At 64.7% G+C, this 14,160-nt stretch carries 12 protein-coding genes; 1 reads left to right on the top strand and 11 read right to left on the bottom strand.

Annotated features, from left to right (window positions below):
* Window positions 1-219: 219 nt before the first annotated feature.
* On the bottom strand, window positions 220-768 hold the full coding sequence (locus AC56LH_RS09315) for a cysteine hydrolase family protein (RefSeq protein WP_499645687.1): 549 nt from the start codon (window positions 766-768) through the stop codon (window positions 220-222).
* Between the two features lie 135 nt (window positions 769-903).
* Between AC56LH_RS09315 and AC56LH_RS09310 the strand changes: the two genes are divergently transcribed.
* Window positions 904-1,902, top strand: coding sequence for a GlxA family transcriptional regulator (locus tag AC56LH_RS09310; RefSeq protein WP_499645686.1), 999 nt, complete (start codon window positions 904-906; stop codon window positions 1,900-1,902).
* A 13-nt stretch (window positions 1,903-1,915) separates the two neighbouring features.
* On the opposite strand, the gene AC56LH_RS09305 is transcribed toward AC56LH_RS09310, so the two are convergent.
* Genes AC56LH_RS09305 through AC56LH_RS09260 form a run of 10 tightly spaced genes read right to left on the bottom strand, consistent with a single transcriptional unit; the run spans window position 1,916 to window position 14,160 of the window.
* Complete coding sequence (locus tag AC56LH_RS09305) at window positions 1,916-4,093, bottom strand: TonB-dependent receptor plug domain-containing protein (RefSeq protein ID WP_499645685.1); 2,178 nt, start codon at window positions 4,091-4,093, stop codon at window positions 1,916-1,918.
* On the bottom strand, window positions 4,071-4,778 hold the full coding sequence (locus tag AC56LH_RS09300) for a thiol:disulfide interchange protein DsbA/DsbL (RefSeq protein WP_499645684.1): 708 nt from the start codon (window positions 4,776-4,778) through the stop codon (window positions 4,071-4,073). Before AC56LH_RS09300 ends, AC56LH_RS09305 begins: the two co-directional genes overlap by 23 nt.
* Window positions 4,779-4,807: 29 nt before the next feature.
* Window positions 4,808-5,938: a hypothetical protein gene (locus AC56LH_RS09295; RefSeq protein WP_499645683.1), complete on the bottom strand. Its 1,131-nt coding sequence runs from the start codon at window positions 5,936-5,938 to the stop codon at window positions 4,808-4,810.
* The gene (locus AC56LH_RS09290) at window positions 5,920-6,798 is read right to left on the bottom strand and encodes a thiopeptide-type bacteriocin biosynthesis protein (RefSeq protein ID WP_499645682.1); all 879 of its coding nucleotides are present in this window, start codon (window positions 6,796-6,798) and stop codon (window positions 5,920-5,922) included. The genes AC56LH_RS09295 and AC56LH_RS09290 overlap by 19 nt, the downstream gene beginning before the upstream one ends.
* 5 nt (window positions 6,799-6,803) lie before the next feature.
* Window positions 6,804-7,337 carry a hypothetical protein gene (locus AC56LH_RS09285; protein WP_499645681.1) on the bottom strand — a complete coding sequence of 178 codons (534 nt, stop codon included), beginning with the start codon at window positions 7,335-7,337 and terminating at the stop codon, window positions 6,804-6,806.
* A 23-nt stretch (window positions 7,338-7,360) separates the two neighbouring features.
* Window positions 7,361-7,882: a hypothetical protein gene (locus AC56LH_RS09280; RefSeq protein WP_499645680.1), complete on the bottom strand. Its 522-nt coding sequence runs from the start codon at window positions 7,880-7,882 to the stop codon at window positions 7,361-7,363.
* A complete protein-coding gene (locus AC56LH_RS09275; protein WP_499645679.1) occupies window positions 7,876-9,009 on the bottom strand; it encodes an alcohol dehydrogenase catalytic domain-containing protein in 1,134 nt (377 codons plus the stop codon). Before AC56LH_RS09275 ends, AC56LH_RS09280 begins: the two co-directional genes overlap by 7 nt.
* Entirely contained in the window at window positions 9,006-10,448 is a 1,443-nt protein-coding gene (locus AC56LH_RS09270) for an MATE family efflux transporter (protein WP_499645678.1), read from the bottom strand. The genes AC56LH_RS09275 and AC56LH_RS09270 overlap by 4 nt, the downstream gene beginning before the upstream one ends.
* Window positions 10,445-12,934 carry a lantibiotic dehydratase gene (locus AC56LH_RS09265; protein ID WP_499645677.1) on the bottom strand — a complete coding sequence of 830 codons (2,490 nt, stop codon included), beginning with the start codon at window positions 12,932-12,934 and terminating at the stop codon, window positions 10,445-10,447. The genes AC56LH_RS09270 and AC56LH_RS09265 overlap by 4 nt, the downstream gene beginning before the upstream one ends.
* On the bottom strand, window positions 12,931-14,160 hold the full coding sequence (locus tag AC56LH_RS09260; protein WP_499645676.1) for a hypothetical protein: 1,230 nt from the start codon (window positions 14,158-14,160) through the stop codon (window positions 12,931-12,933). Before AC56LH_RS09260 ends, AC56LH_RS09265 begins: the two co-directional genes overlap by 4 nt.

The following is a 14,160-nucleotide window of genomic DNA, read 5'->3' as shown; positions in this document are numbered from 1 at the left end:
TCAAGGGTCCTGACGTGTGATGGTGGCGGCCATCGAGGGGGGAGGGGCGTGAACTGGTGACCGGGCCCTGGCGATCATCGCCGGCGCTGTTGCCGGGACGAGATCGTGGTCATGGGTGAAGCGGATGGGAGTCAATCGTGGCAGAACCGACCAGCGGGCAAGGCATGGGTGCAACAGCAGCCCATGCCTTGCCCGCACCGGTCAGGGACGGGCAGTGTGTCAGCCCGCCAGGTAGTCGTCGGTCGACAGCACCGACGCATAGGCAAAGGCGAGTGCCGACATGAATGCGGTGTGCACCTGCGCGGCCGGCACGGTCTGGCCGCCGAACTCGAGGTCGCGCGTGGCGCATGCATCGTGCACGACCGTGGTCGTATATCCGAAATCGGACGCTGCACGGGTTGTCGCATCGATGCACATATGGCTCATGGCGCCAATGACGGTGACAGCAGCAATGCCCTGCTCGTCGAGCAGCGCCTTGAGATTCGTCTTGAGGAAGGCATTCGGAAAGTTCTTGACGATGACCGGTTCGCCGTGCGCCGGCGCCACGGTGGCGTGAATCTGGACCGCGTCCGTTCCCGGTGTGAAGAAGGGCGCGTCCGGGGCGGTGGACTCGTGGCGAATATGGATGACCAGGTCGCCGTTGGTCCGGGCATCCGCGATCACACGCGCCGCGTTATCCAACGCTTCGTGGATGCCGGCCAGCGCCAGCTTGCCGGTAGGGAGATACTCGTTCTGGAGGTCGACGACGACAACAGCGCGTTTGTTCATGGTGATGTTCCTTTCATGGAAATGAACCGCCAGCGACATGTCGGTGACGTGTCGGGCAAGTCGGAACATCCATTGTCTTGGGAATGCTGACCTTCGACCATTGGCCCGAAGGCTAACTTTCGATACAATCGGGCCATGCCTTCCATTCGCCCTGTCGCACGCCGTCAACACATTGCCGTCATCGCCTTCGAGGGGATCACGCCATTTCATCTGTCGGTGCCTTGCCTCGTGTTCGGCAGCCACGTGGAAGGCGCCGGGGCGATCGCGTTCGATATCACGGTGTGTGCGTCACGGGCCGGCCTCTTGTCGACCTCTGCCGGATTCGCGATCTCGACCACCGCCAGTCTGTCCACAGTCGACGCGGCTGACATCATCGTCATGCCGTCCTGGCACGCAGATGGCCGCAGTGCGCCGGACAACCTGCTCGACAGCTTGCGCCGCGGACATGCACGCGGCGCCATCATCGTCGGTTTGTGCCTCGGCGCCTTTCCACTGGCACAGGCCGGCCTGCTCGATGGACGGACCGTGGCCACCCACTGGGGCTCGGCTGCCACGCTCGCGCAGCGCTATCCCGGCATCAAGGTGGACGAGCGCGTGCTGTACGTGGATGACGGCGACATACTGACCTCGGCGGGCGTTGCCGCCGGCCTGGATTGCTGCCTGCATCTGCTGCGCCGGCTCTGCGGCGCCGAGGCCGCCAACCGGGTCGCAAAGCACATCCTGGTTGCGCCGCACCGTGATGGCGGCCAGGCGCAGTTCATCGAACGGCCGGTGCCGGCCGACGCTGCCGCCGGTCGCTTTGCCCGCTTGCTCGAGTGGGTCGGTGAACACCTGCACGAGGAGCTCAGCATTGACCTGCTGGCCGAACGTGCTGCCATGAGCCGGCGCAATTTCACGCGCCACTTCCGCCTTGCGACCGGAACGTCCGTCAAGCAGTGGTTGCAGAACCAGAGACTGCTTCATGCCCGGCGTTTGCTCGAGACGGGTGACTTGTCGATCGAGCACGTCGCGCACGCCTCCGGGTTCGGCACGGCGCTGTCACTCAGGCAGCACTTCAACGTGGCCCTGCGCACTTCGCCGTCCGACTACCGCAAGCGCTTCCGTGCCAGTGCGACGCAGCGCACTCCAACCTGACTCGGTACCTCCGTCAAAAGGTCTGTTCCCAGGTTACGCGGCCCAGCATGGTGCCGGATGCGGTCACCGCACGACTGCGCGTTTGCGTCGCGCTCAGATAGGTGCGCTCCGTGATCTGGTCTTGCTGCAGGATATTCGACAAGCCGAAGCGTAACTGATCCCTGGGCCCCAGCCGCCAGGTCAGGTAGGCATCGAGGTCGCGCCGCACTGACTGATAGGCCGCGAGGTTGTCCGCGATCCGCACGGTGCCGCCATTCTTGAAGGTGTAGGTGGCGCCGGCGCCGAGCGCCCCCGTCCGGTAATCCACGCCAGCCACCGCCGACAGCGGCGTTTGCTGGTCGATGCGGTTGGCCGGGCCTGGCACCGTCGCGACCCGCGACCAGTTGCGGCTGACGCTGGCACGCAGGTCCAGCGCCGGGCCGGACTTCCAGAACGTGCGCAGGGGAAACCTGGTTTCCAGTTCGATGCTGTGGGTGCGTGCATCGCCATCGTTGATGGGTTGGCCCACCCAGCGCCCGTTTGCAAAGGACAAGGCAGTGCGCGTGTAATTTTCGATCTCGCGGGTCGACACACTGACCGACAGCATCGATTTTTCGTCCCAGTAGTGCTGGTACGACGCGTCGATCCCCAGGGCCAGTTCGGGCTGCAGTGTCGGGTTGCCGATGCGGTCGGGTTCCGTCGGACTGTTGTTGAGGGCGACCAGCCGGCGCGGGGTCAGGTTATTGACGGCCGGGGCCTTGTAGGTGCGGGTGAGCGCCAGCCGCAGCTGGTTCGACTTCGTGTCAGGAATCTTGTACAGCATCTGGAGTACCGGGCTCCAGATCCGGCTGGTGCTGGTCACCGCCTCGCTGGCATGCGCCTCGCTGTGAATCCGGATTCCCTCCCAGCGCGCGCCCATGTACAGCGCGTAGTGAGGGGAGATGGTCCATTCATCCTGCGCATACAGCGCCAGACGCGAGACCTCGGCCTGGCTGGTCTCGGCGATCACATCGGTCCCGAGTACGCTGCTGTCGCGCTGGACGCGGTCCTCGGTGCGGCGGTTGCCATTTGCGTCCCAGCCCGCAGAGATGGCGTGCGCCGTGGTTGCGGGGTAGGTGTACTTGCCGGTCCAGGCCAGGCCGCGTTCGCGCGCATCCAGATCGACGCGGCGGCGCAGGGCTGGCGCCGCATCGGTCGCAATGCCACCTTGGTCGAGCTCGCTCCCGTTATTGAATACCGTCGCGCTGAGCCTGGTATCGAGCTTTGCACCGCGCTCGAGTTTGTGTATCCAGTTCAGCTCTGTGCGCGCCATGTCACCCTGGTCGCGGATGGCGTCGTCGCTGTCGGGATACGGCAGCGCCGCACCGAGCGAGGTCGTGGTGCGCAGGCGGCTGTCCTGGGCAAAGCGGGTGAGATTGATCAACGACTGCAGCGACAGGGAATCGCCTCCGGCGAGCGTCCAGGTCACGCGCGGCACGATGAACAGGCCGCGAAAGATGCTGTCGTAGCGATTGCTGGTGCGGCGCTCGAGCAGCGGCGCGCCGCTTGCATCGGCGCCGTATTCAACGGCGGGATCGCTGCGCCTGATCTTGTTGTAGACACCATTGATCGCGATCGAGTACGAGCGGCTGTCGGTGCGGTCCGACAGCAGCAGATTAAAGCCTGGCATCAAATACCCGTCGCCACCGCCGATGGCCGGTTTGAACTCGCGATGCGCCTTGCTGGCGCTGCGTTTGAGGATGATATTGATGGTGCCGGCAATCGCTTCGTTCGACAATTCTGCGCTGGCCGCACGCAGGATCTCGATCCGCTCGATGACGCCCGGCGCCAGTGAATCGATGGAAAAACCGGCTGGTGCGCGTTCGCCATTCAGCAGGATCTGGGTATAACCGCTGCCCAGCCCGCGCATGCGGATTTCTCCGCCGCGGCCCGGTGCGCCGTTGACCGTGATTCCCGGCTGGCGCCGCAGTACGTCGCTGATCGTGGTGTCGCCATACTTGACGATTTCTTCCTGTGTGACGACGATTCTTGCTGCCGTGTCGTCGCGGCGTGGGTCATACGCTGCGCCGCGGACCTCGACGACGCTCGGCCGTGCTGCCTCCTGCCGGTTGCCCGCGACGACTGTTACCGCCTCCTGGGCCGCAACGGCATTCATGGCGCCAAGCGCCACCAGCGGCAGGCACCAGCGGTCAGTGCGCAAGTGTCGAATCATGAGCAACCTCGTTTCTTTGTTGTACTTGCAGGAGCAGATCGTCCATCAGCTTTTCAACCGCTTCGTAGCGCTGTTCGTCGGTTTGCCCCAAATAGGGCAGCGACATGCCCACCATCGACGGCGAGGTGAGAAATCGCCCGCCGATCGCAACCGATGGCACATGCGTGGCCTGGTAGGCGCGCTGGAGTGCCGTGGCGCCGGTTGCCTCGTTGCGTACCGTGTCCGAATCGAATGCGGTGCGCCAGGCCACAGGGTCGATACCGTGTTCGCGCGCGAAACTGGCCATCGTGGCGTCGCTGTTCAGCGCCCGTTTCTTGTCATGGATTTGGGCATAGCTGGCCTGATGCAGGTCACCCAGCCGGTTCAGCGCTGCAAGCGTGTAATACAGTTTTTGATGGAGGATTTGTTTGTCATGCAGCCCGGCGGGGATACGGCGCAGGGTCACCACATCTGCGTGCTTGCGCGCCCACTTGGTGATAACCGGCTCGTATTGATAGCAGTGCGGACAGCCGTACCAGAAGAACTCGATCACTTCGATCTTGCCCTGCACCGAAGGCGAAGGCTGTTCCAGGGCGATATAGATGGGCTGCTCCCTGCGCACCGAGCTGACGTAGTCGCTCACTGCAATGGTACAGCCGCCGATGAACAGGCAGGCCAGCAACAGGTTGCGGATGATTTTCTGCATGTGCATTTTCCTGTTCGGGGGGGGGCGCTTCACGCGGCGATCTTGCACGCGTCTGTGTCCGGCTGCGCTGCTTCGGTTAGCATCAGCATGCGGATTCGGCGAATGGCGTCGGCCTGTTCCTGTTGCTGCTGCAGGCGGTTCAGTGAATAGTTCAGCATCTGGCGCGTCATCGGCGAGATGCCCAGCAGGGGCAGGGTGCGGTAGACCACGTTCAGCAACCAGCGATAGCCGCAGAACTCCAGTCCGAACGCCGTCGCTTCACCTGCGTCGTCGTAGAAATACTTCTGGTGGAAGGACGACACGCCGTCCCTGGCAGCGAGACGATTGGGCGGGAACGGCGAGCGCGCGTGGATCAGTCCATCCTGCGCCAGGGCGCAAGCGGTCAGGAAACCGTCCACCAGGCGCTGGCCGAGCTGCGCGGCCGGATGGCCGGGTTGTGCCAGGGCGGCTTCGAGGTCGGTCAGCCAGACGCCGTAGGTGACACCTTTGGCAGCATGGCCGGCCTCGACGCGGCGCGTGATTTCGAGTTGCTGTGCGGGCGCCAGCGCGTGGTGCCAGAACAGGTAATTCGAGTGGTACGACAGGAAGCCGTTGTATTCGATGATATCGGGATCGCGCGATGGCGCAGGCGGATACACGCATGCAAGCATGATCATCAAGCCGAACGTGAAGTGCTCGCTGTTGGCGGCGCCGTCACCGGTCCAGTGCGTCATGACCGGTTTGCGCAGCATGACGTCCAGATCGAACACGCTGCGCCACTGCGTGACGGATTCGTACCTGGCCGCCAGGGCAGTGGCGTCGACCATGAACGAGCGCGCTGTGTTGTTCTGCTCGATCACGTCGGGATCGATGCCGGCCGCTTCGATCTGGTCAAGCCTGGCCTGGCGCACACGGTAGGATGCCTCGTCAACTGGCGTGGACGGATGCGCGCGCAGGAAGTCTGCCGCCCGTTCCACGATTGCATGGTTCCATTCGCTGCAATAGAACGGTGACCCTGCATCGAAGGTCAGCAGGTAATGCGGGCCATTTTGCCAGCCCCGTGCAATGGTCCAGCGAAAGAAATACCGCTGCGCCAGCCATTGCTGCAGGGGCCAGGCGAACAGGCGATAGAAGTTCGCATTGTTTTCACTGTAGTTGATTCTCAGTTGCAGGAAGCGCATGAATAAACCTCGTTCGTGACGGAAAGGGAATACAGGCGGATGGTTGCTTCGCGCGCGGGAGAAATGCCCGCGCGGTTGAAGGACATGTGCAGCAGCGAAGACATGATCGACGCGATGTCGTGGCAGCCGTTGCCGGCAAGCCGGGCCAGCAGCGCCGTCAGGCGCAGGGACAACGGCGTGAGATGGTCGGGCAACCAGGCGCCTGCCACCAGCTGCTCATGCCGGGCCAGCAGCGCTGGAGCGGGTGCAGTGATCCTGTCACCCGAGCGCAGGGCGATCTGGCGCCGCACCACCGCCGGATCGGCGCTGCCGCAGATGAAACGCGCGTAGTCGTCGTACAGGCCTGAAGCGGCAAGTGCGCGCGCATGCACGAGACAGTAGCCGAACAGGATATGCGCGATGCGGTCAGGCGCTTCCTGGCCCAGCATGGCCAGCATGGCGCTGGAGTCGCTGACGAATTCGTCTTCGCACAAGCCGATGCCGGCCGGGCCGCCATAGCGCGCGAGTTCCGCTTGGTAGGCGATTCGGTGGACGCTACCGTTGGTGTGCCAGCAGCGTTCGGCCCCGGGGTGCAGCTCGCTTGCATAGCCGCGGTAGAAAGCGTCCGGTTCGAGTGTCGAGGTAAAGGCGTGCGTATCCCAGTAGCGCGCCGCCGCCTGTTCGAGCAGCGGGGCAAGTGCTGCTTCGCGCAGGCGCAAGCGCAGGTGCGGACCGCCCAGCCAGTAGCGCACAAAAAAACACTGGCCACCCAGCGGTGGCGAGATGGCCGCCACGCACACCTGCAGGAAATGCGTCAGCCGTGCAAAGTCGTGCAGATAAACGTGTACTGATTCCCAGCCTGGCCCGTCGTTCGATGGCATCCGGGTCACTTGCGTACCAGGATGTGCGCGAACGGGGCATCGAGGCTGACTTGTCCCGCACCGACGTCCACCCGCAGCCGCATCCCGACCCGGTCCTGTTTCAGAGCAAGGCTGGCGCCGACCAGACGGTGACGCCGTACCTGCTCGGCGCCAACGATGTCGCCGACCGTCACGACTGCGTCCAGACTCGACAGACTGTCGATCATCGACGCCGACAGGTCGACCTGCCCGGCGCGCAACACGAGCCGCAAGGATGAGCGCCACGCCGGATTCAGGCGCAATTCGGCATATGGGTCGCCGCCACATGCGGGGTTGGCCTGGACCACGCGCCAGGCCTCCTCACCGGTGGACTCCAGCGTCAGTTGGGGCCGGCATTCGCCTGGCGCCACCTGCGCCTGGACGTCGAAGGTGGCGACGTTCGGATCGATGCTGACCACGTAATGCCCGCTGATCAGTTGTACCGTCGTGAACGCCGGCGCACCGGCGGCCTGCCCGGCGATCATCAATGGCAGCACGCCTGCCAGAAATTTCTTGTGCATGTTCTTGCTCCTCGCAGTGCGTTTCAATACAGCTTGATGCCGCCGACCTTCAGTTTGACGAGCATTTCCGATTCGCCGTCATCGCGTTCGAGCAGGGCGGTGGCGCCCACCAGAAAGCGCCGCTCCTGGGGAAGCGCCAGACCGCGGCGGAAGTTCTTGATACCCCCGACGCCCACTGCAAGATCGAGCCGCCGGTAGTGATCGAGGTCGCCCCTGATGGAGATGCCGCCGGCATCGAGCATCAGCAGGAAGTTCGAGCGCGACGACATCCTGAGGGTGAACACGGTGCCTTCATGCGGGCCGCTGCCATGGCAGCTTTTGACGTGGCGCGCTTCGATCGATGCGCCTTGCCGGATGATGTCGACATCGGGCTGGCAGTTGCCCTGGGGCCGGTAGGTAAGCTCCGGGAGTGCGTCGGGCGGGGCGTCGACCAGCTCGATCTCCACGGCGCCGGCATCGATCCGGATTTCCTGTGTCGGGCTTGCTGCGGCGGTATGCGCGGCAGCGCCCGCGCCCAGGGCCAGGGCGAACAGTCGCATCAACATGCACGTTTCTCCAGGGTAGGAAGGTGGTAATCAAAGACGACTTTGCCGGTCCTGTCCGGTGCCAGGTAAGAACGGTGGACGAAGCTGTCCAGCTGGCCGTTGCCGTGCACACTGTCGAGTGCGACCGGTAACCGGCCCGCGCAGTAGTCGGCGAGCGCGCGTTCCAGGTCGGCCTGCCCGCCCAGGTTATTGCCGATCATGTGGATGCTTTTGCGGATGATGAGACTGAACATCTCGTCGAGCGACAGGCCGTGGTACTGAAACGGCTCGTGCGGACGGGAAAATTGCTCGAACACGCCGCAGGTGATGTATTTGCCGCCACGGCGCAAAAACGGCACGAGCTTGCGCAGATAAATGTCCATGAACGGGTCGATCACGGCGTCGAAGGCGCGCAGGCCTTGCGCGTCGAGATAGGTCGCCAGCGCCTGCGCCGGGTTCTGCTGTCGATCGAGAACGCAATAGCGGCGCAGACCGCGCTGCGCCAGATGCGCGCCGATATGTGGCGACGTGGTCAGCGCATGCACGTGCAGGCCCGCACCCAGCAAGGCTTCGATGGCAAACAGCGACGTGTTCGACGAGGCGGCAGTGACGAGCACGTGCTCATCGCGTCGCAGGCCGAGACGGCGCACCATCGCGTACGCCGTTTGCGCGGCAATGCTGAATGCGGCCGCGTCGGCGGACGGCATCATCGCGGGAATGCGGATCAGTTTGGCACGGTGGCAAATCTGCAGCTCGGCAGAGCCGCGCTGCGTCGTCAGGCCAGGATGGCTCGCGCTGGCGTCGATCGCACCGTTGCCGATCACGCGATCGCCCGGCTGCAGGTCGTCCACGGCGGCCCCGGTTGCCAGCACCGTCGCCACGAATTCGGAACCGAGTACCAGGTAACCCTTGCTGTCGGTGCGCCGCGCGATCTCGAGGAAGCGCGCCTGTTCCCGGTAGTTGCAGGAAAACGCCCCGATCTGGAGCAGCACATCATGCGCATGGCGCGGATCGGCAGCATCCATCGTGATGTCTGCCTGCTCGACGATGGCGAAATCGACCTCGACACCATGCAGGCGTACGCGGCACGCGTCGTGCACCGGCACCCGGCCTGCGCTGTGCGGCGCCAGCACGGCAAATGCTTTCATGGGGACTCCTGGGCTGCACCAGCCAGCAATGGGAGATTGGGGAGATCGGGGAGATCGGGCAGATCGGGCGCAGGCGCCGCCCTGGCGCCGAGCAGGATGGTCTCCTTGCGCAGGTAATAGCCGTAACAGCCGGCGAAGGTCAGCACTGCCGCGACTGCCTCGGCCCAGGCCGCCGCAATCATGCTGCCGCCAAGAAGCGCCCGCACGAGCACGACCGGCAGCAGATTGCAGATGTACATCGACCAGATGGTCAGCAGCAGGGTGCCGCGCGTGTCGCCCAGTCCGATGATGGCGAACAGGAAGGGGAAGGACGCCATCAGGAACGCCCATGGCAGGGCGGTGATGCGGATATACAGGATCGCCTTGGCCGCGACATGCGGGTCGGGAATGAAGACCTGGATGAAATACGGCACGAGCACCATGAACGGCGCCATCGCCAGCACGCACAGGATAAAGACGCGCTTGCTCATCCAGCGGACCCCGGTGGCAATATTGTCGATCTTGCCGCAGCCGGCGTTCTGCGCCGCGAAAGGAATGATCGACGTGATTGCGCCCATCAGCACGGCCTGGACGAAGCCACTGAAGTACTGCGAGATCGTGACCGCTTCGAGCGTTCCGGCTTCGAAGTACGAGAGCAGCATGTACAGCAGATAGAAGGACAGGTTCAGCGAAAACGCATTCATGGTCTCGGCCCCGCCCAGGCGCACCATGGCCTTCCATTCGGCAAACAAGGGCAGGATCCGGAATTCCACGCCCAGGCGAAACGGAAACACCTTGCGCCTGGCCAGGTCGTACGTCAGCACGGCCAGTCCGCACAGGCGCGATCCGATCAGGGCGGCTGCGGCCGCATGCAGAGGATCGACACCGTAGCGCAGCGCCCCGAAGATCAGGCAGGGACTGAGCACCATCGCACTGCCGAAGGTCGTCAGCTTGAAACGGCGGATGACCAGGACGGCGCCGGCCATGCGCGCCAGCAGGCCGGTGTACAGGTGCAGGGTGACGGCGAAGTAGCCAAGCCAGTACACCTCGAGATAGCGCAAGACCTGCTGTTTGACGTCGACATCCACGCCGAACCAGGCGATCAGTGTCGATGCGGTTGCCTCGCCGGTGACGGCAATCAGCAGTGCAATGAGGATGCTGCAGCCGAAGCCGAAGTTGATCAGGTAGCGCGCGGTGACGAAATCCTTGCGGCCGAAGGCCTGGTTCGCGTAGATGTAGATCGCGGCGAGAATGCCGCCCAGGAGCGCCTCGAGCAGGGACACGACCGCGATCGAAATACGAAACGTGGCGGGAAGCTGGCCTTCGTCGGTCAGCGCCAGCAACCAGCCAAGGTTAATGAACATCGCCGCGAAATCGAGCAGGGCGAACGCCATCATCGGCAGCGAAAAGCGCAGCAGGGATTGGCGGACGTCGTCGGAGGTGAAGTCGATATTGGTCATGGCGTGTCCATTTCCGGGCCAGGGGTGGTTTCAAGAATGATTTCGCTTGCGTACTGATCGGGGTCGACCGCCGTGACATCGGCCAGCGCTTCCTCGAACGACACCAGGTCGAAGGCAACACCGAACATGCGTCCGATCATGCGCGCCATGAGTGGCGACGCGAAATCGAGCAGGACCGGTTTCTTGGTGTTCGAGATATCGCGGTCGAGCACCTTGCCCGCATGGTGGCGGCGCATGAACACCCGCTGCGGCAAGCCGGTCTCGTGGCGCCAGGTGTTCAGGCGCAGAAAATACGCGGGTGCGTCTTCGGTCAACGCCCGCTGGGGCAGGGCGGCTCGCGCAATCCACCACTGCTCGCGGGATAACACCAGGTCGCGATAGCGGATGCGGGGGAAGCGGATCGGGCCGGTGGCTGCGCGTTCGGCCACCAGCTTGTGCAGGCCGAAGCGGAAGGCGAAATAGCACGGTTCCCCGGCCATCGCGAAGCGCATCAGGGTCTCCAGCAGCCGTGGATACAGTTCCTTCACGAACAGACCGGTCTGGCGCAGGCGCACCGGCGCGTCATCTGGCCCGCCGCTGAGCACGGGATACGGCGCGTTCCCGGGCCAGCGCACGCGCAGCGCGGACAGCGGCAGGTCGCCATTGCCGGCCGTGTGCGGCGTGTCCAGCCAGAGCCGGTGGCTGCACAGGCGCGGCCGGTGGGCCGTGTTGAAGCCGAAGGTATCGTAGATGTCGTGGGCGTCGCTGAGCGCCGTGCCATAGGCGGCGCGGCACGCGTCGAGCACGACCTGCGAGCGGGGAAAGGTGAGAAAGCGCGAATAGCAGCGAAGGTAACCGCTGTCGATGTTGTTGACGACGAATCCCGCCGGGGTCAGGTGCCCGTAGGCTGCAAACGAGCCGGCACGCGCCCCCTGGTGGGCCGGCACCGGGGCCAGCACGATCTCGGCTTCGTCCCGCCGCGCCCAGATCTGCTCGTATAGCGCGATCAGCGGCATCGTGCGTTGTTCCGGCCGCGCTGCTTCGCCCGCATGGCTGGCCATTGTCTGCTGGACGAGTTCGTGGAAATCGAAGACCGACATGGCCGCGCCGTCGCGCATTGCCGTGCGCAGCGCGGCCAGGACCGCGTCCGGATAGCCGCTGTTGAAATTCACGCCAAGATAGTGGTCGATGAATTCGCCCAGCTGGCCCGCGCAGGCGGTCACGCGCGCTGCCGACAGCGGTGGAAGGTCGGGCAGGTAGCTGTCGTGGTACACGAGGCCATCGCGTTTGACGAGCTGCCAGTCGAGTAGGCCGGACAATGCCTGAAGTGCCGCATTGAGGTCGGCAACAAGGCTGCGGGCCGCTTCGGGGCCGGCCTCGGGAAGTGCCCGCAGCGATGCCCGGGCGTGCTCGAGGATGACCGCGACTGGTCGCGCCGTGACGTCTGCGACCGTAACGGCGCGGGCGATCGCCAGGAAGTCGCCCAGCAGGTCGGCGCTCTCGTCATCCAGGCGGGGATGGTAGTTGACCATGCCGGCGGCGAGCCATTTTTTCAGGGTGGCCCGGCCAGCCGCGCCTGGGGGCAACCGGCGTTCGATCGTTGCCCACGTGACCCAGTCGTGGGCGCCATTGGGACCGGCCAGCACGGCGGCGGCCGGAAAGCGCGTGGTCAGCAATGAGGTGCGGTAGGGATAGAGCTCGGGCCGGTCGGCAAACAGGTAGTAGTGCCGCTCACCGTTGATGTCGCGGTGATTCGATGTCAGGCGGAACGACCAGTGCGCCGGATGACGCAATAGAAAGCATTCGAACAGTTTCAACAAGGCCGAACGGTCGAGGCTGAAACGGTCTTCGCGCTGGCGGTCCGGCGCCAGCACCGGCGCGGCCGCGGCGCCTTCGCGCAGCGCTGCGAACCCGACCGAGGTGAACGAGGAAAACGGGCTGACCTTGGTGATGGCGCGCGTCAGGTAGCGAAACAGCGTCTCTTCATCGTTGAGCGCCTTCTTGCCGGCTGCGTCCGGCCGCTGCGCATAGCCGGTTGCGAGCCGGTGCATGTCGCCACGCGCCATGCCAAGCGCTTGCAGAAAGACCGGCTGGGCGACCAGGGCACGGGCCGCGCGGCGGGCAGCGGCGGTGGCGGGGGCAAACAGCGCCAGCACCGCCGCTTCGCGGTCCAGTACCAGCCTGGCCTGCCCGATCCAGTCGCGTCCGGCAGCATGGCGTCCGAGCAGCTCGCCATGGCGTGCGAGCACGCCTGCCAGCGCGTCGGCCTTCAACAGCGCGCGCCTGGCGTCGATCAGCCGCCGGTAGTCTGCCCCACCCTGCGCGGCCACACCGTACAGCAGCGTGCAGACGTGGTCACGCAGCCCGGCGAGGGTTGCACGCGCGCCGTGCAGCGCCGCCAGACTGCGCGCCATGTCATCCGACGCCATCAGGTCTGCCAGGCTGGCCAGCGGCAGATTGTTGGCCCGCACGACAACATAGGGAACCACTGACGCAATGGCCGTCATCGCAGCGTGCCCAGAGCGTCGTTGCACCGGTTGCGTACCAGCATCAGGCCGTAATAGGTCCGCATGCCACCGCCGGCGTTGTGCAGGAGCTGGTCGATGCCGAGCTGGTCATAGCTGCGGAAGGGCCGGCCCAGCAGCTCGCCATCGAACATCGCGTGAATGAGTTGCTGGTTGACATAACCCAGCAAGACATTCAGTTCGAGGAAGTCCTTGTCATCCCCGGCATAGGCGAGCTCGTCCACGCACCAGAACAGGATGGCCGGTACGAAGCGAAAGTTGAATGCCATGTAGTTATACAAGCGCTCGCAGGTGTCGACCGGATCCTGCGCGCTGAGCTGCTCCAGGCCGCCAGGCACGACCCGATAAATTCCTGGTGCGACGCCCGGACTTTGACGCAGGCACAGTTTGGCTGTCAGCTTCAAGCGCGCGGCGCCGGGAAACAGGCTGGCGGCGCGGCTGGTGGCGTCGGCAATCGCGGCAAGGAGACGGTCGAGATGGTCTGCGCAAAAGCGCGACGGGGCCGGGAAAAAGCCCTGGAAGAAGCGGCCGCTATTGCGCTCGCGGGCAAACCTGCGGTGTGCTTCGTGGCCGGCAACCCCGTGCTCGGGCGCCACGTCGCGCAGCCCCAGTTCCACGGCATCGGTCGCGATGCCCACCTCCGCACCGATGCCGGCGTGGGCCCCGACGCGCATGAATTCCGAAAAAAAATGGCCACATTCCAGGGCAAACAGCGACTTGCGAAACAGGTTGTACAAAGGTGCGTACACGCCGAAATCGGTCATGATGCGCAGCGCGTAGCCTGACGACGGGGTTGCGCACGCGGGGATGCTGCGCAGCCACCGCAGCCGCAGTTGCCGCATGTCGACGTGCCACAGGCATTCAGCAGCGCCATCGCGCAGCAGGAACTGCATCGGATAATAGGCGCGCGGGGAGGGGTAGCTTGCGTGCAGTCCATACCCGGTCAGGGGTGTCACGCAGCCAGGCAGGTGCACCTGCATCAGGGTGGCCAGCAGGCGCTCGCGCATGTCGCCCTCGACCGGCTGCCCTGCCACCAGCTTGCGAAACAGGGGTTCGAGGTCGATGCTGCGCCCGCTGTCGTCGTCGCCCGGTTCGAACTGGAAGCGACGCTCGACCATGTCCAGCGGACGTGGCTGGCTGGTCGCCGGCGCGGGGGACAGATAGCGGAAGGCAAATTCTTCTTCCGCCAGGCGGCTTGTCGGCATCAT

This window comes from Telluria sp. LT1R51-2 (genome assembly GCF_059685775.1).
Note: the sequence above shows the minus strand (reverse complement) of the source record. Positions and strands in the feature narration are given on the sequence as shown.

What these genes read in the sequence shown, in the direction of transcription:
- AC56LH_RS09290 (WP_499645682.1), bottom strand. Translation starts at nt 6,798, where the DNA reads ATGCCATCGAACGACGGGCCAGGCTGGGAATCAGTACACGTTTATCTG.
- AC56LH_RS09315 (WP_499645687.1), bottom strand. Translation starts at nt 768, where the DNA reads ATGAACAAACGCGCTGTTGTCGTCGTCGACCTCCAGAACGAGTATCTC.
- AC56LH_RS09275 (WP_499645679.1), bottom strand. Translation starts at nt 9,009, where the DNA reads ATGAAAGCATTTGCCGTGCTGGCGCCGCACAGCGCAGGCCGGGTGCCG.
- AC56LH_RS09310 (WP_499645686.1), top strand. Translation starts at nt 904, where the DNA reads ATGCCTTCCATTCGCCCTGTCGCACGCCGTCAACACATTGCCGTCATC.
- AC56LH_RS09300 (WP_499645684.1), bottom strand. Translation starts at nt 4,778, where the DNA reads ATGCAGAAAATCATCCGCAACCTGTTGCTGGCCTGCCTGTTCATCGGC.
- AC56LH_RS09285 (WP_499645681.1), bottom strand. Translation starts at nt 7,337, where the DNA reads ATGCACAAGAAATTTCTGGCAGGCGTGCTGCCATTGATGATCGCCGGG.
- AC56LH_RS09305 (WP_499645685.1), bottom strand. Translation starts at nt 4,093, where the DNA reads ATGATTCGACACTTGCGCACTGACCGCTGGTGCCTGCCGCTGGTGGCG.
- AC56LH_RS09265 (WP_499645677.1), bottom strand. Translation starts at nt 12,934, where the DNA reads ATGACGGCCATTGCGTCAGTGGTTCCCTATGTTGTCGTGCGGGCCAAC.
- AC56LH_RS09280 (WP_499645680.1), bottom strand. Translation starts at nt 7,882, where the DNA reads ATGTTGATGCGACTGTTCGCCCTGGCCCTGGGCGCGGGCGCTGCCGCG.
- AC56LH_RS09270 (WP_499645678.1), bottom strand. Translation starts at nt 10,448, where the DNA reads ATGACCAATATCGACTTCACCTCCGACGACGTCCGCCAATCCCTGCTG.
- AC56LH_RS09295 (WP_499645683.1), bottom strand. Translation starts at nt 5,938, where the DNA reads ATGCGCTTCCTGCAACTGAGAATCAACTACAGTGAAAACAATGCGAAC.
- AC56LH_RS09260 (WP_499645676.1), bottom strand. Translation starts at nt 14,160, where the DNA reads ATGATGCCGACAAGCCGCCTGGCGGAAGAAGAATTTGCCTTCCGCTAT.